We start from the raw sequence: 18,349 nt of genomic DNA, 5'->3' as shown, positions 1-18,349 counted from the left end.
ATAACTTGATTGATCTCGTTAGTGTGATCAAATAGCCCTCTTTTTCTTTGTCTCAACACCTAATATGCTTAAACATTTCGAAAACATTACTGATTGCCGTTCCCATATAAATCTAGAACATGATGTCATTGATATCTGTTTTCTTATTCTGAGTGCGGTTATCTCAGGCCCGCAAAGTTGGGCTGATTGCCATGAGTTCGGTACATTGAAACTGACGTGGCTACGCCAACATCGCCCTTTCATAAATGGTATTCCCTGTCAGCAAAGTATTGGGCGAATTTTCAGAGGCATATCTAAGCAATCTCTTCTTGATGCACTCATGAGTTGGGTCAATGAACATCGACATCCCCCATTGCGATTGTTGGGAAAGTGCTTAAAGGTGCCAAAGCATCAGCTTCAAGCGCAACCTTACATTTGGTCACTGCTTATGATACTGGCCCCGGCTTAGTGTTTAACGCAAAATCAGGCGTGAGTAAAAAGAGTGAGTTGAAACTGGTTCAGGAGCGGCTAACTTGCCTTGATTTGAAATCAGAATTACTGACATTTGATGCGCTCTACTGTCAGACTAAAACACTTGATTATATAGTAAAAGAAGGTGGTGATTGTATTCTGCAAGTGAAAGGTAACCAGCCAACGTTACATGAGGCAGTGCAAGCACAATTTGCAGATTATATTGAGAAGAATCCAGATGCTGAATGTTTTACACAAGACGATAAAGGCCATGGTCGAGTTGAAAAACGGTTCATTTTTCAATGCCCATTGAATTTATCAGTAGAATTAAAGGCGAAATGGGCTCAACTGCACACATTAATCGCCGTTGAACGGCATCGTAAGGTGGGCAATACCATCAGCATTGATACCCATTTTTATGTGAGTAGTGCAGAGCTAACGTCCACAGAATTTGGTACAGCGATTAGAGCGCACTGCACTGGCAAACAGAAAACAATCAACACTGGCTTTTAGATACGCTATTTCAAGAAGATAAGCAGAAGATGTATGATGAAGACGGGGCCAGTATCTTAGCAATTTTAAGGCGTTGGGCATTAAATTTAGTGAAATTACATCCCGCAAAAACGAGTCAGAATCAGAAGTTTAATAGGGCATGCTGGAGTGATGACTTCACTGAGGAGATTATTTTTGGTGCTGGTCAAAAAGTGTAATCAGCCCCTGCAATGAGGTTGGCTGCGATAGTAATATTGTGTCTCTGGCTTTCTGATAATTCGACATAAATCGGTAATTCTCCGCTATCGACTGCTATAAGTTTAATTACAGCTTCGACTTTTATCTAGGCTCTGATTGTTCTGTGTGGTTGCATCAGTTCAGTACTGATGTACGCGCACGATCGAGTCATGGATAAAGACTAATCCTATGTTAGCAAGTCTAGCTAAGGCTTTTTATAGGTAAGCCCACATGCTTTTTTAGACAATAAATGAAGCTGTCTAAAGATTGTACTCCAATGATCGAATTCTTTGGGAAAACCTTGCAAAGGAATAATTGTCGAAGGAGATAAAGAATGCCTTTGAATTTTTGCCTATATTCAGGTTTACCATAAACATGGCCTATGCTTTTCATTAGTTAAATGAAATAGCTTTTCCCTGTGTATCAGTTAGCATAAATCTTGGCATGGCTTGAAGTTATTAGTTTTTTTGTAAAACAAATAATAACGTCTTGCTATGTCTCTAAATATCACTCTCGAAAGAGCAACAGATCCTAGACATTTCTCCAAGAAAAGCGGGGTAATTGAGTAAATTTAGGAAAGCTGCTTTGTAAAAAGGAGTCAGTTAGCCAGTGTAGACATTTTTGAAAACACTATGGTGGGTATTAGGAAGAAGATAATGGTGGTCATCACTTCATTCATTGTGAAGCAGTCAGTGCGTCTCTTCAGTTAATAAAGTTTTCTTCTGTCTCATGATGAAAACAACGGAAACATCATAGATATCACAAAACACTCCTACTAACTTGTTGTGTCAAGGCTTTCTGTGTGATGGGGTTATTTGAGGTCGAAAGATTTTATTACACGGTGCCGCTAGTTCTGATGTTCTTACACCGAGTTCAAGTTAAGTAAATCTTATCGGGGAATATGAGTAAAGAACATCTACTCGAGTTGCTTCAATGTTAAAAAATGTTAATTTTAACAAACGGAGTACACAAAGTTGAGAGTGATCTATCTTTATGATTTTATGGGTTTTAAATTGATTTTATATTTTGTAACACAAATAATAATAACCCTAAAGATTCATTTCCGCCTAAAAAAACACCTTTCGTAAAAAATTTCATTATTAACGCTTCTTTACACTAGTTTTTAGTCGTCTGAAATGTTGACACAGGTCAACATTTTGTGAAATGATGCCAGCGGGTCTATGCCTGTAAGGGCGTAGGAAAGGGAAGAAAAAACTAAGAATCACAAGAGAAAGACGAACTTACAGGAATTTTTTCGGCAAGTATTTATGCCTTGTCGTTATGTTGCTGGTAAGTTAAACCTTTTTATTCACTTCAAATTGGTTGGGAACTATGTCCAAGGTAAGCAATAGAACAAAAATCGCTACTGCACTTGTTGGCGTGCTGGCATTAGCGAGCAGCAACTTAGTAGTTGCAGATCCTCTTACCGACGTGCAGAAAGCGGATAGTATGATCCATGCTGATGCTGCTGCGTCGCAAAAGAACGTTGATAAGTATTTCGATCAAGCACAAGACATGCTTTTTGAGTATGGTTCTGTCGCAGATGAGCGCGAATCACTGAAATCATATAACGATTACGTTGCAAGCTTAGTCGCTGATCAACAAAAGACAATGGATTCAGTGCAGGGTGACATCAATGGTGTTGATAAACTTCGCCAAGGTGTTGTGCCATTAATGTTTAAAATGGTTGAATCATTAGAACAGTTTGTTCAATTAGATTTACCTTTTAATTCTGAAATACGTACTAATCGTGTTAATGAGCTGAAAAGACTCCTTAATACTGCCGAAGTCACACTAGCAGAAAAATACCGTCTAATTCTTGATGCTTATAGTATTGAGCGCGAATATGGTAGTGCTGTTGCCGTTAACCAAGGTAAGTTAAACCTAGATGGTAAAGAAGTGTTGGTTGACTTCTTTAACTTAGGTCGTGTTGCTCTTTATGCACAGAGTTTAGATCAAAAGACTGGCTGGATGTACAACCCAGAATCTAAGGGTTGGGATAAGTTAGATGACAGCTATTTGCGTGAACTGACCAAAGGTATCCGCATTGCCCGTAAACAAGGCGCTCTAGATCTATTCGCGTTACCAATTCCTGCTGCGGAGACTGCACAATAATGAAGAAGTTAATTACTACAGCTGTGTTGGCTGCAAGTTTCTCTTTAACTGCTGGTATGGCGAGCGCTGCTGATGCGCCTAAGTCAATTGACCAATTATTGCAACAAGTTAAAGTTGAACGCGCTGCAGAAGGTAAAGTCAACAGCAAGCGTGAGCAAGAGTTCCAAGCAGAGCGTGGCGATAAGGCCGCTTTACTGCAAAAAGAAAAAAATGCGTTGGCTGCTGAAAAGCAACGTGGTAAAGATTTGAACCAAGCGTTTTTAGATAACGAGCGTAAAATTGCTCAGTTAGAAGAAGATCTAAAAACGGCTCAAGGTGACTTGGGTGAGATGTTTGGTGTAGTTAAAGGTGAAGCTGGCGATTTCGCAGGTAAACTGGCAAGTTCAAACATCAGTGCTCAATTTCCAAATCGCGATAAATTTATTGCTGATTTAGGTGCCCGTAAGCAATTACCAAAAATTGAAGAGTTAGAACAATTCTGGCAAGAGCAGCTATTTGAAATGGCGCAATCTGGCAAAGTGGTTAAGTTTGAAGGTTCTGTTACCGAAATTGATGGTAGCGTGAAAACAACGACTATTCATCGTATTGGTGCTTATAACTTAACGGCTGATGGTAAATATATTGTATATAACCCTGAATTAGGTTTAGTACAACAGCTGTCTCAACAACCTGAAGGCTACCAAGTTAGCGCAGTTGCTAAATGGGAAGAAACGGCTTCTGGTACAGCACCTTTCTATATTGACCCTGCTCGTGGCGTACTGTTAAACATATTTACTAACAAAGCTAGCATGGAAGATCGTATCGAGTCAGGCGGTACCATTGGCTATATTATTCTGATATTACTTGCAATTGGTTTATTAATTGCGGTTGAGCGTTTCATTGTGCTGGCAGCTATCGGTGCAAAAGTTAAACGCCAAGCTAAAAATGTTGATAATCCAGGTAACAATGCCCTTGGTCGTATCTTGAAGGTTTACCATGAAAACAAAGATGTTGATGTTGAAACATTAGAGTTGAAGTTGGATGAAGCTATTCTGAAAGAAACGCCTGCATTAGAAGCTCGAATTTCAATTTTGAAAGTCATTGCAGCTATCGGCCCAATGTTAGGTCTGCTAGGTACAGTAACAGGTATGATTGCGACCTTCCAAAGTATCCAACTGTTCGGTACTGGTGATCCTAAACTGATGGCGGGTGGTATCTCTATGGCTCTGGTTACTACAGTGCAAGGTCTGGTTGCGGCTCTGCCTCTGATGTTACTACATGCAATACTCGTTGCGCGTAGCAAATCAATCACCCAAATTTTGGAAGAGCAAAGTGCCGGCATTATCGCCGCACATGCTGAGAAGAGGGCTAACTAATGATGCTATACCTGATGGACATATGGGATTCCGTCAGGGGCTTCATGGCCGCTGGAGGAAACGTCCTTTGGTTGGTTGCGTTTGTATTGTTCTTAATGTGGGTATTGATGCTTGAGCGTTATTGGTATCTTAATTGGATATCACCAAAGCAACATAAAGCTATCATATCTGCGTGGGATTCTAGAGAGGAAACCACCTCTTGGTACGCACACCGTATCCGTGAAGCTTGGCTGTCCCAAGCGAAGCAAGATTTGAATGCACGTATGCTGATGATAAAAACCTTAGTAGCTATTTGTCCTATGATAGGTTTGTTAGGTACCGTAACCGGTATGATTTCAGTGTTTGATGTGATGGCAGTTCAGGGGACGAGTAATGCTCGTTTAATGGCGGCTGGTATTTCAATGGCGACTATGCCCACGATGGCGGGGATGGTTGCAGCATTATCGGGAGTATTCTTTAGTACTCGTCTGGATGTAAAAATGAAAATCAGTTTAGAAAAGCTAAAAGACAGCATGCCGCACCACTAGAGAGAGATTGAACATGGCACGTAAAAAGCATTCCAGTGTAGACGAGGAAGCGCAAATTGATATGACACCGATGCTCGACATCGTGTTTATCATGTTGATCTTCTTCATTGTAACAACGTCATTTGTGAAACCTTCTGGTTTGGATTATAACAAACCCAAAGCTTCGCAAGCGACTTCAAAGCCTTCGGCTAACATCTTTATCGGCGTCAGTAAAACAGGCGTGATCATGATGGAAAACCGTCAGGTTGATATCGAACGTGTAACAGCAAACGTTGAACGTATGTTAGCTGAAGCTCCTGAAGCTGCGGTATTGATTCAGGCAGATAAAGACGCAACGCATGGCTTAGTTGTTAAAGTTCTAGACCAAGTCAAAGCGGCTGGTATAGATAAAATTTCGGTATCTGCGGGGAACGATTAATATGCTAAGAGCACTAGTATCGATCATTATTGGTGCTGCTGTGACTTTTGGTCTGTTCGCTTTTATGGCGTTCTTGGTCGGTGGCGGCGCACAGCGCGGCGAAACATCGGCCGAGACCCCTGTAATTGAAATCACTATGGATAGACAGGATTCAAAAGCACAGAATAAGCCAAGGGTAGTGCCTAAGCCACCACCACCGCCAGAACAGCCACAGAAGCCTGAGGCAACGCCGCCAGAATCTTCGAGCAATATTGACACAGCAATGTCGTTCAATATGGGTGGTGTAGAAGCAGGAGGTCACTCAGCAGGTGGTTTTAAATTAGGCAATATGATGACTCGCGATGGTGATGCTACACCTATCGTTCGTATCGAACCTCAGTATCCAATTGCTGCGGCGCGTGATGGTAAAGAAGGTTGGGTACAACTTCGTTTTACCATTAACGAACTCGGTGGTATCGACGATGTTGAAGTTATTCAAGCAGAACCAAAACGCTTATTTGATAAAGAAGCGATTCGTGCACTGAAGAAGTGGAAGTACAAGCCAAAGATTGTTGATGGCAAGCCATTGAAACAACCTGGTATGACAGTACAACTAGACTTCACCTTAGATAAAGGAGGCAACCAATAATGCGTAATGTTAATAAAATCGCAGTTCTATTATTGCTTTCTGTTTGTGGCGGTTCATTAACTCTTTCATCTGCAGTCGCAGAAGAAAAGTGTGCTATCGACAAACGTCAATCTAAAGCTGTGGGTGAAAGCGCGGCGAAGAAAGTTCAGAAGTCATTTGAAGCTTATACCAATGGTCAGGTCGATGAAGCTATTGCTATTTTGCTAGAGGCAAATGCCAAGAACGACTTCGACAAAGCCTATGTTGCACGTATGTTGGGTAACTTTTATGCCGAGAAAGGCAAAATGGATACCGCGATCAAGTACCTAAAACAAGCTGTTGAAGCTGATATTTTAGGTGGTACAGATCATGCTGCAACTATGCGTCTTTATGCTGATTTGCTATTACAAGAGAAAAAGTTTAAGGAAGCGATTCCTTATTATTACAAGTGGATGGAATTTACTTGTAAAGCCGATTCTCAAATGTATCGCCGTATTGGTATTGCGCATTCAGAACTTAAACAGTGGGATAAAGTGATTGAAGTGGCCGACAAAGGTCTTTCATTAGCTGAATCTCCTGACAAAGGTCTGTATCAAATGAAACTGACAGCTTACTTCAATCAGAAGAAGTACAAGAAAGCTGTTGGCGTGTTAGAAGTCATGGTGCCTTTATTCCCGGATGATGGCAGATTGTGGGTTCAATTAGCACAGTTTTATTTGATGGTTGAAGACTATGACAAGTCTCTTGCAACTTACGATTTGGCTTATAGAAATGGTTTCTTAGATAGCGCGGGCAACATTACGCGTTTAGCGCAGTTAATGGCACAAAAAGGTGCTCCTTATCAAGCCGCTAAAATTTATCAGAAACATATGAAATCAGGCATGATCGCTGAGGACGCTAAGTCTTTAGAGATTTTGGCGGGTTTCTATCAAAATGCGAAAGAGTTTAAGCAAGCTGCTGAGTATTACGGTAAAGCTGCAGCCATCACCAATGATGGCAAGACTTACTTGAAACAAGGTCGCTTATTAAACTTGAATGAACAATATACAGCTGCGATCCCTGTGCTTGAAAAAGCCATATCAATGGGTATTGATCATCCTGGTGAAGCAAACTTTGAATTAGCTTTGGCTCATTTAAGTTTGAAACAGTATAAGTCGGCTTATAACCGTGCAGTGTTAGCTGCTAATGATAAGAAGACACAGAAGAGTGCAAATAGCTATATCTCTTATATTAAAGAGAAAGCACGTATGCATAATATCACGCTGTAATTACTTCGCAGTTTAGTGTTTGAATCGAAAGCCCCGAAAGGGGCTTTTTCTTTGGTATCAATAAACCTATTTACTGTAAGCGGATTAAAGCTTGAGATTGATCATGATTTTTTTCAAGCTGTTGTGAAAGTTGGCTGACATTACTGAAGAGTGACTCTATTTTACTTTCCTGTGTAGGTAGGCAAATACAGGCAGCCAGTTTATAGTCGATTGTCAGTTTATGATGTTTACCAAAATCTTGATTAAAGTCAGATATTTGTTGTTCTATTCGTTTTAACACTACTTCCGTCCCCACCTCATCTATATTGAACAAACCCAACGCAAAGTGATTGTGATCTAGCCTAGCAATCATATCTGTTGCTCTTAATAACGCTTCTTGCACTTGTTTAGTAAAGAATTCGAGTAAATGGGGTTGTTTGACGGTTTCATGAATGTGAGGGCACAGATACAATAGTGCCAAGCTTTGGTGGTCTCTCATGTGACGATGCCATTCTCGGTTGAATACTTCCATGAAATAGGTTTGGTTATAGACTCCAGTTTCTGGATCCCTGAAACCTGAGTTGCGGAACGAGTAGATCATAGATTAACTCCGATAGCAGACCTTGAACTAAGTATAGAAACAGTTCTGCAATAGCGGGCCAAAAAGGAGAAATATTAAAATGAAATTGGGTTTATTGGCAGGTTCGATAGCGTTAATCTTCACCCTTCAAGGTTGTTCTAAACCTGAAGTCACTGCAGTTCAAGAAAATAGCTCGGCTAATATGACAGCAGTGCAGGGCGAAACACAAACGGCCGAGCAGCGTTATTTAGCGCTTGTGGATGCTTATTTTAAAGATTACCTAAAGCTTGAGCCCATCTACGCCACTTTTGTCGGCGTTAATGACTATAACGCCGATTTCGGCGGAGATTTAACTGAGGATTACCTTAAGGCTCGTCATGATCTTAACACTCACTATTTAGCTCAGGTGCGTGCGATAGATCCAAAGCAACTGCCTGCGGATCTACAGTTGAGTTATGACCTGTTCGTCTATGACCGTGATATGGCGTTAGTAGACGAAACTTTCCCTTCACGCTTTATGCCGATAAGCCAGTTCTATAGCACTGTCATTACTATGGTGCAGCTGGGAAGTGGCGAAAGTGCACAACCTTTTAAGACTGTCCAAGATTATCGTAATTGGGAACAGAGAGTCGATGGTTTCATCAAGTGGGTCGCACTTGCTGAAAATCGTATGAATCAAGGTATTGAAAGTAAAGTGGTACTACCTCGAGTGTTGGTAGAGCGCATTATTCCTCAGTTAGATGCTATGTTAACGACGGATGCGACTCAGAGTATTTTTTACTCGCCAATCCAGCATTTCCCCGAGAGTTTTTCAAAGCAAGATAAAGCGGAATTGACCACCCGTTATCAAGCCATGATAGCCGAACGTATCGTGCCAGCGTTAACGAACTTACGCGATTATTTTAAGCAAACCTATTTACCTAAATCGCGGGCGACTGATGGTTGGTCAGGTTTGCCTAACGGTAAAGCTTGGTATCAGCATCTGGCGAACTCACATACGACCACCACTATGTCTGTGGATGAAATTCATCAAATTGGTTTAAGTGAAGTGGCGCGAATTTTATCTGAGATGGATAAGGTGCGTGAGCAGGTCGGTTTTAAGGGCGATTTGAAGGCGTTTTTTGCGTCTTTATCTTCAGAGCCGCAGTATTTCTATAGCGATCGCCAAGGCTTGATTGATGGCTATATGGTATTAAAAGATAAAATCAATCATGTATTGCCTAACTACTTTAATGTGATGCCAAAGGCTGATTATGTGGTTAAGCCGGTTGAAAGTTTTAGAGAACAATCAGCAGCGGGTGCCTCTTATGAAGCGCCTGCGGTGGATGGTAGCCGTCCAGGGGTGTTTTATATCAACACTTATAACCTCAAAGCACAGCCTAAGTGGGGGATGACGACCTTATCTTTGCACGAGGCCGCTCCTGGGCATCACTTCCAAATCGCGATCAAACAAGAGCTGACTGGTGTGCCTGAGTTCCAGCGTTTCAGCGGTTATACCGCTTTCGAGGAAGGTTGGGCACTTTATGCTGAATACTTAGGGATTGAGATGGGGCTATTTACCGATCCTTACCAGTATTTTGGTAAGCTTTCCGATGAAATGCTGCGGGCAATGCGCTTAGTGGTTGATACTGGCCTTCATTCTAAAGGTTGGAGTCGTGAACAGGCGATTCAGTACATGAAAGACAACTCGCCTATGGCTGAGAGTGACATAGTCGCTGAAGTGGAGCGCTACATGGCGATCCCTGGTCAAGCTTTGTCTTACAAGGTCGGTCAGTTGAAGATTTTGGCACTGCGTGCCCGCGCAGAAAAAGCCTTGGGTGATAAATTTGATCTTAAAGCGTTCCACGATCAAATCCTCACCTCGGGTTCATTACCCATGGCGGTCATGGAAAACAAGATCGATCGTTGGATTGCGTCGAAACAAGCTTAGCCGTGTAAGATGCCGTTAATTGACTTTGTTGTCAGTGACGGCATTTTAAGACTTTTTTATTCAACAGAAAGTTTTTATACTGTTGATTCCAAACCTGTTAAAACGAATGTTTTAGTGGGAACTCAATGATATTTGGGGCAAATGTCTCATGATCCTTACAGGAGTTTTACTATGGTCCAGGCAACAGCAAGACATTTGTTAGTCAGCAGTGAAGAGCAGTGTCAAGCGCTGAAACAGCAAATAATGGAAGGCGCAGATTTTGCTCAAATTGCTCGCGCGCACTCTTCTTGCCCATCAGGTGCCCAAGGCGGCGAATTGGGGTCATTTGGTCCTGGCATGATGGTCAGAGAGTTTGATGAAGTGGTTTTTAGTGCACCATTAAATGAAGTACAAGGACCCGTGAAAACGCAATTTGGCTTTCATTTACTTGAAGTGACCAGCCGCGCGTAAGTTTTGCCGCTTATCTAATACAGCTTGTTTGATACGGCAGCGTTTGCTGCCGTTTTGTTTTATATGCTCATCACGGAGTCACTATGCTGGAACTCTACACTGATAGATTGAAGCTCAGGAGCTTACAAGATAGTGATTGGGAACATTTTTATGCACTGCATAACGATCCTGAGATTAATCGTTTTGTACGCGTTCCAGAGTCGCAAGAGGTGATCCGCAGTAAGTTTCAGCAGCGTTCTGATACTTGGTTCTACGGTTCTGGTGTTTGGCTGACCTTAGTGATTGAGACAGTTGATACTGGGCAGTTTATTGGTTTAACGGGCCTTTATTGTCAAAGTTTCGAGGAACAGCGTGCCGAAGTGGGTTATTTACTGGCGGCCGAGGGCCACGGTAAAGGTTATGCGACTGAGAGTTTAATGGCGGTCATTGATTGGGCTTGTTTAAGTTTTAATGTACATAAATTTGTTGGCCATTGTGCTAAAGATAATCACGCATCGGCACGAGTACTCGAAAAGTGTGGTTTTCGGCTTGAAGGTTTGCTCAGGCAGCAATTCAAAATAGGTGAAAACTGGCTCGATGAATCAGCCTTTGGCCTACTCGCCGATGAAAGACGTCTCTAGCCAAATTATCTTCAGCGAATTTTGTACTGTGCTGGTATAATGCCGCAGGTTTATTTTTAGAAGGCGTGTATTAAGTGGCGCAAATTAATCAATTGGCTTTGCATTCTGGCGAAGATTTCATTGAATTGTACAAAGTATTAAAAGTGCAAGGCATGAGCAATGCGGGTGGTGAAGCCAAACATTTTATCGACGAAGGTCAAGTCACTGTGAATGGTGAAGTTGAAACTCGTAAACGTAAAAAAATTATCGCGGGCGACATCGTCAGCTTTAATGGTGAATCAGTTCAAATCATTGCGGCAGAATAAGCCTGAAACAGTGGAGCAAGAAATGCAATTTCCAGATGATGACAATGGTAAAATGCTGGCCGCAATGGCTGAAGCGGGAATCGATTTAACTAAAGAGTTAGATGTTGATTTCTTTTTGGTTTTTGATGACCAACGCGATGCTGAAACTGCGTTAGAAGAATTAACAAATTCTGACTTGGAAGGCGAGCTTGAGCTGAATCTGAATGATGAGCTTGGTAAGTGGGAAATCATTGTTTGTCTCAATATGGTGCCTGAGTACGATACATTGGTTGAACAAGAAGTCATGCTAAATGATTTTGCTGCCGAATTCGGCGGCATGACCGACGGTTGGGGCGTAATGCAACATCAAGACGGTGACGATGAGTTTATGGACGATGATGACCATGACCATGTTCACGGTGAGCATTGCAATCACTAATTCTGATGCGCTTTAAGCCTTGAATCTAATAAACCACCTTTTGGGTGGTTTTTTATTGGTGTTTTTCTGCGCTCAGTTAGTGATCTCAATAGCTTCGTTTGGCACTTATAGCGTTATTGTGCCTCGCTTGAACTGAGATAGGCTTAATGCAGATTAATGACGATAGGGCGCAAAAATCTCTAATAACCAGTCGATAAAAGCTTGAGCTTTTAACGGCAGGCTTGGGGATTTTGGGGTGAGTAAATAATATCGATAGGGACTGGTAAAGGGGGCGTCGAAGGGGATGACTAAGCTGCCATGTGCCAGTTGTTCTTCGATGAAAAATCGCGGAATAAGTGCTGCGCCCATGCCACTCGCTGCCGCTTGACTCAACATATAAAAATGCTCGACACCAAAGGTTTGTGCTTGGGTGAGTGTTAAACCCACCTTTTCCGCCCAATACTCCCAAAGTTCTGGTCTGGTGGTGTGTTTAAGCAAAGTGACATGATTAATATCTTCGATACGCTGGAGTTTCGGGGCTAACGAAGGCGCGCAAACTAAGCATAAATCCTCATCCATCAGCTTGATATAATTCGCGCCCTTAGGGATAACAGTGCTACTACGGATCGCAATATCATAACGACCTTGGCTAAAATCCACGGCAAAGTCGCCAATGGATAAGTCGACATACAAGTGTGGATGGCGGGATTTAAACTGCTCCATTCTTGGAATCAGCCAATTGATGGTTAAGCTTGGCAGCACATTGATGGCTAAGGTTTGCGGCTTAGTGGGCTGACGGCGCAAGTCACTTGTAGCACTAGATAGTGTCTGCAGAGCGGCTTGAACATGGGGTAAATAGCGTTTGGCTTCATCGGTTAAACCGACTTTTTTGTGTAAGCGTACAAAGAGCGCAAAACCTAAATAATCCTCCAATACTCTGATTTGTTTGCTGACTGCGCCATGGGTGACATGCAACTCCTTGCTGGCTAATGTCATGCTCTGTAAACGTGCTGCGGCTTCGAAGGCACGGAGAGAATTGAGGGGCGGTAGTTCGGCAAACATTTTATTTCCTACTGCTGGAAAATCAGAACAGGACTCGGGATTTTGTGTGAGTTTATCTCACGCTGTGCCGACAATAACTCCTTTGCGTTTATTTGGCAAACGCAGTCTAATGTTCGGCAATCACTCTCTTTTTTATCAGAAGAATAATAAATCATCATGGAATTTGAACTGACTCTACAAATCGCAGCGATACTTTTTGCCGTCGCTATGGTGGCTGGTTTTATTGACTCAATCGCCGGTGGCGGAGGCTTGCTGACCATTCCTGCACTTATGTGGGCAGGCTTGCCGCCTGCGGTTGCCTTAGGGACAAATAAGCTGCAGGCCTGTGGCGGCAGTTTTTTTGCGAGTCTGTACTTTGTCCGTAAAGGGCTGGTTGATCTTAAATCCGTTAAGTTAGCCTTGATTTGTGCATTTATCGGTGCGGCATTAGGTACGATTCTAGTTCAACTCGTCGATACTGAAGTGCTGGAGTTGATGTTACCTTTTTTGATTTTGGCTATTGGTTGTTACTTTTTATTTTCGAAAAAGATTTCTGAAGATGATAAACATCAAGTGCTGACTCCTACCGCATTTGCCTTTACTGCGGCATTGGGCGTGGGATTGTACGATGGCTTTTTTGGCCCTGGTACTGGGAGCTTTTTTGCGCTGGCCTTTGTGTCGTTAGCGGGGTTTGGTTTGGCGAAGGCAACTGCCCACGCAAAACTCCTTAATTTCTCCACTAACATTGCTTCGCTGATCTTCTTTGCCTTGGGCGGAAAAGTGATTTGGTTATTAGGATTAGTCATGCTGGCAGGGCAAGCGATTGGCGCAACCTTGGGTTCTCGTCTCGTGGTCACTAAAGGTACAAAGATTATCAAGCCATTGGTGGTGACTATGTCCCTTGCTATGAGTTTTAAACTTTTGGCGAGCCAATATAATTTATTTTCGTAAACTCTTTGATATTAAGCATTTTATAAAACTCACTCATCAATAGACGCTCTTTAAGCTGCGCATGAGTGTATCTTAGTGGCGTCCATCTTGGCTCAAAAGTTAAGCCGAGGTGGATATCACCCAAAAGATCCGCCAAATGACGACTTAAAACGTCTCATCCTACTTTGAGTTAGGTGTACTCTTTCAAGTTTTTTGAATAGTATTACCTGTCATTTTTAATACACTTTTTAGGCTTCTTATTGTTTTGGTGTGTATTTTAAATATTGTGTACATATTTAATCCGATTGATATAAGTGCAGTGTCTATCTTGCCAGTCTTATTTTGCATCGACGGGCGGCATGTGCGCTCGGGTTTAGCGCCACCACTTCTTTAAAAGAGCGATTATGAAATTTATCCACACCTCGGACTGGCACATAGGTCGTCAATTACACAATCAATCACTACTGGATGATCAAGTCTTTGTGCTCGAGCAAATTATTGCTCTAGCGGATGAACACAAGGTGGATGCCGTGATTGTGGCGGGGGATATTTATGACAGATCGATTCCGCCTGCAAATGCGGTCGCACTGTTAGATGATGTGCTTAACCGCTTAGTGCATGATTTAGGCCTGCAAGTCATTATGATTGCGGGTAACCACGATGGTCACGAGCGCTTAGGTTTTGCAGCAAAACAAATGGCGGCAAGTGGGTTACATATTATTGGGCCTTTGAGTGCTGACATTCATCCCATTACTTTATCGAGTTCAAGCGGTGATGTGGTGTTTTATCCCTTGCCCTATGCCGAACCTGCCACAGTGCGCCAAGTTTTTGAGTGTGAGGCGGCAAGCCATGAGGCCGCAATGACGCTATTGCTTGAACAAGTACGCCAGCACGATAGCCAAGGTTTGCCTAAAGTGGTGATAAGCCATTGTTTTTTGGATGGTGGTAGCGAGTCAGAATCTGAGCGGCCACTGAGCATTGGTGGCGCCGATAAAATATCGCCAACGCTATTTACTGAGTTTGATTATGTCGCTCTTGGGCATTTGCACGGACCGCAATACAAAGGTGCAGAGCATGTGCGCTACTCAGGATCGATTTTGAAGTATTCCTTTAGCGAACAACATCAACATAAGTCGGTGACCTTAGTCGAACTTAGCGCGCAAACGCCGATTAAAATTAGTTTATTGCCTTTAACGTCGATACGCGATGTCCGTATCTTAGAAGGGGAGTTAGCCACATTACTCGCCCAAGGTAAAACGGATATCAAGCGTGAGGACTACCTTATGGTCAGACTCCTTGATAAACATGCCATTTTAGATGCTATGGGAAAATTGAGAGCCGTTTACCCTAATGTGCTGCATTTAGAGCGGACTGGTCTGATGGCGGGGCAGCAACAAGTCACCTTGAGCCGAGATCATATCAAAAAAGGCGAGATGGACATGTTCCGTGACTTTTTCTCTCAAGTGTCCGGCGAGTCATTAACACAAGCACAGCAAGCCGTGATGGATGAACTCCTGACTAAGCTACACAATGAGGAGCGCCAAGCATGAGACCACTTAGCCTTTCCATGTCAGCCTTTGGCCCCTTTGCATCGACTCAAGAACTTGATTTTACGGCCTTAGGGACTAATCCGTTATTTTTGATCAATGGACCCACAGGTGCGGGTAAGACGACCTTGCTCGATGGTATTTGCTTTGCCCTCTATGGCAAAACCACTGGTAATGAGCGTGAAGGCAGCCAGATGCGCTGCGATATGGCCGATGATAGTCTGCTAACAGAAGTCACTTTTAGTTTTCAGTTGGGTAATAGCAGTTATCGTATTCGCCGTGTGCCAGAGCAAGACAGGGTTAAAAAAAGCGGTGACGGCTCAACGGTGCAGAAGCCCGAAGCTCAGTTATATAAGATAGACGCCGAGGGTAATGAAAGTTTGCTGGTAGCGAGCAAAGTCTCTGAGGCAACCGCTGAGATTGAAGCCTTAACTGGCCTCGATGTGGAGCAGTTTCGCCAAGTGATGGTGTTGCCGCAGGGAAAATTTCGCGAATTGTTAATGGCAGACTCTAAAGCCAGAGAACTGATATTTAGTCAGCTATTTCAAACGCATATATACCGACGTATTGAAGATTCCTTAAAAAGTAAGGCTGCAGATATCCGCGCCTTAGTGAAAGATCAACGCAGTCGCCGTGATGGCATTTTACAAAGTGCGGGTTTAGCATCCGATGACGAGCTTAGCTGTGAATTAGCCCAGCTCACGCCAGAACTTGAAACTGCCCAAAGTGCGAAAGAACAAGCATTACAGCAGCAACAATGGGTGATAAAAACCAGCGATGCCGCCCAGCATTTATTGGCAGAATTTGCGCAGTTTGATGCCTTAACTCAAATGGCAGTAGCGCTTGATGCACAGCAAGAAAACATGGCTGCGCAAACCTACAAACTGAATTTGGCCAAACAGGCGCAGCACTTGGCACCCATGCTTGAGGTGTTTGTGGCCCGTGAGCAGGAAGCCAAGGCGGCAAGTCTTTCCCTTGAACATGCGAAAACAGCATTAATCAATGCTAAACAAGCCTTCGATAACGCAGAGCTTAAGGCCGCTGATTTGCCCGTGTTGGAAGCGTCGTTACTCGAACAGGAACAGGTCAAACAGCAACTGAATGCCTTAGGGCCGCAGCTCAGGGAATTGGATAGGCTTAATAAAACCCTTGAACAAGAGCAAGCGCAGCTCATTAGCGCGAAAACACAACTTCAGAACAGCAAAAATGAGTTAACCACCGTAGTCCAAAAACGCCGTGAATTGGAATCCGCTCTGCCGCAACTACAGGCCAACAGCGAAACTCGCCTCTCATTGCAACAAGCGCATCAGCAGCAACAGCAGTTATTGTCTACCTATCAGCAATGGCAACAAGTGGCGGCAAGGGTATCGTCGACACAGGCAAAACTTGTTGAGGCTAAAGTCAAAGGGCGACAACTCAGTGCTCAGCATCAGCAAGCACAGGTTGCATATAAAGCCTTATTGTTGACTTGGCACCAAGGGCAGGCCGCTATTTTAGCGCGGCAATTACAGCAAGATGAACCTTGCCCCGTTTGTGGCAGCCAAACACATCCACAGCCAGCACAAAGTCAAGAGCCGCTCCCAAGTGATGAAGCGCTGCAATTAGCACTAGAGGCTGAAACGAATGCTCAAGAAATCCTGAGCAAAGCCAGAGCGGAATATCGTGGGCTACAAACGCAGTTAGAAACCTTGCAACAGCAAGCACAAGATCTCGCGGTCCAATTGGGCACTGCGGTTGATATTCCTTTAGGCGAACATACACATACCTTGTCGCAATACGCTTTCTCACTCACTCAAGCGGAGCAAGCCCATCAGCAGTTACAGCTGTTACAGCAAGAGATTGCATTGTTGCACGCACAGGAAACGCATCTACAACAAAAGCTAGAGCAAGGACAAACACACGACAGTGCACTGCAATCTAAAGTGGATCTATTGCAGGGGCAGTTAGCGCACATGCAGCAAAGTGTTCCATCTGCGCTTGCAACGCTTGAGGCCTTAACTGCAGCAATCGCGCAAAATCAGCAAAGTATCAGCCAAATTAAGCAACAGATCACTAGTGTTAGGGAGCTCCAACAAGAGACTGGCCAATCTTTTGTTGCGGCTAAAGCGGCACTTAATGGTGCTGAAAATGCTGCTGAGGCGGCATTAGCCCAGCAAACGCGTGCACAGCAGCAACTCAATCAGCAATTAGTCGCAGCAGGTTTTGCCGATCAACAGGCCTTATTTGAGGCCATGCTGGATGAAGAACAACAGCGTGCATTAGCCAGCGAAATTGAGGCTTACCAGCAGCGCAGTGCTTTGACCAAGGCACAGTGCGAGCAGTTAGCGCTTAAGCTTAAGGATAAAGTACTACCCGATAGCATTAAGCTGGCTGCTGAGCTTGAGTTCGCGCAGCAAGCATTACACGCTGCCGAGCAGGCATGGCAGTTGCTTCACACTCGCACAGTATTACTGATGCAAACCCAAACCCAGCTGAGTATTGCCGATGCAAAAGCTAAGGTTTTGGAAGATGAATATGCGGTTATTGGCACCCTTGCAGATGTCGCTAATGGAAATACAGGTAATAAGATCAGTCTGCAACGTTTTGTGTTAAGCGTACTGCTTGACGATGTGTTGTTAGAGGCAAGCCACAGGCTACACCTAATGAGCAAAGGGCGTTATCGTTTACTACGTAAGGAAGATAGGGCCAAGGGTAACAAAGCTTCCGGGCTCGAATTGGAAGTAGAAGATGCTTATACCTCCAAAGTGCGTCCTGTGGCCACCTTAAGCGGTGGTGAAAGTTTTATGGCAGCATTATCTATGGCGTTAGGCCTATCTGATGTCGTGCAAGCCTATGCTGGTGGTATTAAACTCGATACTTTATTTATCGATGAAGGCTTTGGCAGTTTAGATCAAGATTCTTTAGAACTGGCCATTCGGACCCTGATGGATTTGCAATCCTCTGGCCGCATGATAGGGGTGATCTCGCACGTGTCGGAAATGAAAGAGCAGATAAATACCCGCATCGACATCAATAAAACCTCACATGGGAGCGAAATGACGATAGTTTTGCCTTAGTTGCTCATTCTCACAGAGTGCGATAAATAACAAATTGTTTTATAA

Annotated in this window: 16 protein-coding genes and 1 pseudogene; 15 read left to right on the top strand and 2 right to left on the bottom strand. The window is 43.5% G+C overall.

Features of this window, described 5'->3' with window-relative positions:
* The first annotated feature begins 64 nt into the window (after nucleotides 1-64).
* The 7 genes and pseudogenes from AAA952_RS06995 to AAA952_RS06960 all read left to right on the top strand — a co-directional run bounded on the left by AAA952_RS06995 (nucleotide 65) and on the right by AAA952_RS06960 (nucleotide 7,469).
* Nucleotides 65-1,160 (top strand): annotated as a pseudogene (locus tag AAA952_RS06995) (ISAs1 family transposase).
* A gap of 1,351 nt (nucleotides 1,161-2,511) precedes the next feature.
* Nucleotides 2,512-3,294 carry a DUF3450 domain-containing protein gene (locus tag AAA952_RS06985; protein ID WP_263175947.1) on the top strand — a complete coding sequence of 261 codons (783 nt, stop codon included), beginning with the start codon at nucleotides 2,512-2,514 and terminating at the stop codon, nucleotides 3,292-3,294.
* Nucleotides 3,294-4,649, top strand: a complete 1,356-nt coding sequence (locus AAA952_RS06980; RefSeq protein ID WP_168823674.1) for a MotA/TolQ/ExbB proton channel family protein — start codon at nucleotides 3,294-3,296, stop codon at nucleotides 4,647-4,649. The genes AAA952_RS06985 and AAA952_RS06980 overlap by 1 nt, the downstream gene beginning before the upstream one ends.
* On the top strand, nucleotides 4,649-5,176 hold the full coding sequence (locus AAA952_RS06975; RefSeq protein ID WP_081729046.1) for a MotA/TolQ/ExbB proton channel family protein: 528 nt from the start codon (nucleotides 4,649-4,651) through the stop codon (nucleotides 5,174-5,176). Before AAA952_RS06980 ends, AAA952_RS06975 begins: the two co-directional genes overlap by 1 nt.
* A gap of 13 nt (nucleotides 5,177-5,189) precedes the next feature.
* The gene (locus tag AAA952_RS06970) at nucleotides 5,190-5,594 is read left to right on the top strand and encodes an ExbD/TolR family protein (RefSeq protein WP_028760438.1); all 405 of its coding nucleotides are present in this window, start codon (nucleotides 5,190-5,192) and stop codon (nucleotides 5,592-5,594) included.
* A 1-nt stretch (nucleotide 5,595) separates the two neighbouring features.
* Complete coding sequence (locus AAA952_RS06965) at nucleotides 5,596-6,222, top strand: energy transducer TonB (RefSeq protein ID WP_113938835.1); 627 nt, start codon at nucleotides 5,596-5,598, stop codon at nucleotides 6,220-6,222.
* Nucleotides 6,222-7,469 (top strand): tetratricopeptide repeat protein, encoded by a 1,248-nt coding sequence (locus AAA952_RS06960; RefSeq protein ID WP_338255561.1) that lies wholly within the window; start codon nucleotides 6,222-6,224, stop codon nucleotides 7,467-7,469. Before AAA952_RS06965 ends, AAA952_RS06960 begins: the two co-directional genes overlap by 1 nt.
* A gap of 70 nt (nucleotides 7,470-7,539) precedes the next feature.
* Here the strand turns inward: AAA952_RS06960 and AAA952_RS06955 are convergent, their stop codons facing one another.
* Entirely contained in the window at nucleotides 7,540-8,049 is a 510-nt protein-coding gene (locus tag AAA952_RS06955; RefSeq protein WP_028760435.1) for a diguanylate cyclase domain-containing protein, read from the bottom strand.
* A 79-nt stretch (nucleotides 8,050-8,128) separates the two neighbouring features.
* Here AAA952_RS06955 and AAA952_RS06950 point away from each other — a divergent pair, with 79 nt between their 5' ends.
* The 5 genes from AAA952_RS06950 (at nucleotide 8,129) to AAA952_RS06930 (ending at nucleotide 11,751) form a co-directional block, all read left to right on the top strand.
* Nucleotides 8,129-9,958, top strand: a complete 1,830-nt coding sequence (locus AAA952_RS06950) for a DUF885 domain-containing protein (protein WP_338255558.1) — start codon at nucleotides 8,129-8,131, stop codon at nucleotides 9,956-9,958.
* 171 nt (nucleotides 9,959-10,129) lie between these two features.
* A complete protein-coding gene (locus tag AAA952_RS06945; RefSeq protein ID WP_028760433.1) occupies nucleotides 10,130-10,408 on the top strand; it encodes a peptidylprolyl isomerase in 279 nt (92 codons plus the stop codon).
* Nucleotides 10,409-10,491: 83 nt separating this feature from the next.
* Nucleotides 10,492-11,028, top strand: a complete 537-nt coding sequence (locus AAA952_RS06940; protein WP_338255555.1) for a GNAT family N-acetyltransferase — start codon at nucleotides 10,492-10,494, stop codon at nucleotides 11,026-11,028.
* Nucleotides 11,029-11,102: 74 nt separating this feature from the next.
* Complete coding sequence (locus AAA952_RS06935; protein WP_028760431.1) at nucleotides 11,103-11,333, top strand: RNA-binding S4 domain-containing protein; 231 nt, start codon at nucleotides 11,103-11,105, stop codon at nucleotides 11,331-11,333.
* 22 nt (nucleotides 11,334-11,355) lie between these two features.
* Complete coding sequence (locus AAA952_RS06930) at nucleotides 11,356-11,751, top strand: ribonuclease E inhibitor RraB (RefSeq protein ID WP_105252914.1); 396 nt, start codon at nucleotides 11,356-11,358, stop codon at nucleotides 11,749-11,751.
* Nucleotides 11,752-11,904: 153 nt separating this feature from the next.
* On the opposite strand, the gene AAA952_RS06925 is transcribed toward AAA952_RS06930, so the two are convergent.
* A complete protein-coding gene (locus AAA952_RS06925; protein ID WP_113938830.1) occupies nucleotides 11,905-12,792 on the bottom strand; it encodes a LysR family transcriptional regulator in 888 nt (295 codons plus the stop codon).
* Between the two features lie 156 nt (nucleotides 12,793-12,948).
* On the opposite strand from AAA952_RS06925, the gene AAA952_RS06920 reads away from it, so the two are divergent.
* From AAA952_RS06920 to AAA952_RS06910, 3 genes are all read left to right on the top strand, one after another.
* Entirely contained in the window at nucleotides 12,949-13,722 is a 774-nt protein-coding gene (locus AAA952_RS06920; RefSeq protein WP_028760428.1) for a TSUP family transporter, read from the top strand.
* Between the two features lie 383 nt (nucleotides 13,723-14,105).
* Nucleotides 14,106-15,251, top strand: a complete 1,146-nt coding sequence (locus AAA952_RS06915; protein ID WP_263198220.1) for an exonuclease SbcCD subunit D — start codon at nucleotides 14,106-14,108, stop codon at nucleotides 15,249-15,251.
* Nucleotides 15,248-18,304 carry an SMC family ATPase gene (locus tag AAA952_RS06910; protein ID WP_338255550.1) on the top strand — a complete coding sequence of 1,019 codons (3,057 nt, stop codon included), beginning with the start codon at nucleotides 15,248-15,250 and terminating at the stop codon, nucleotides 18,302-18,304. The genes AAA952_RS06915 and AAA952_RS06910 overlap by 4 nt, the downstream gene beginning before the upstream one ends.
* Nucleotides 18,305-18,349 lie beyond the last annotated feature (45 nt).

This window comes from Shewanella sp. M-Br, assembly GCF_036245925.1.
Lineage (GTDB): Bacteria > Pseudomonadota > Gammaproteobacteria > Enterobacterales > Shewanellaceae > Shewanella > Shewanella oncorhynchi.
The sequence above is the reverse complement of the archived record's forward strand: the minus strand, read 5'-3'. Positions and strand labels throughout refer to the sequence as shown.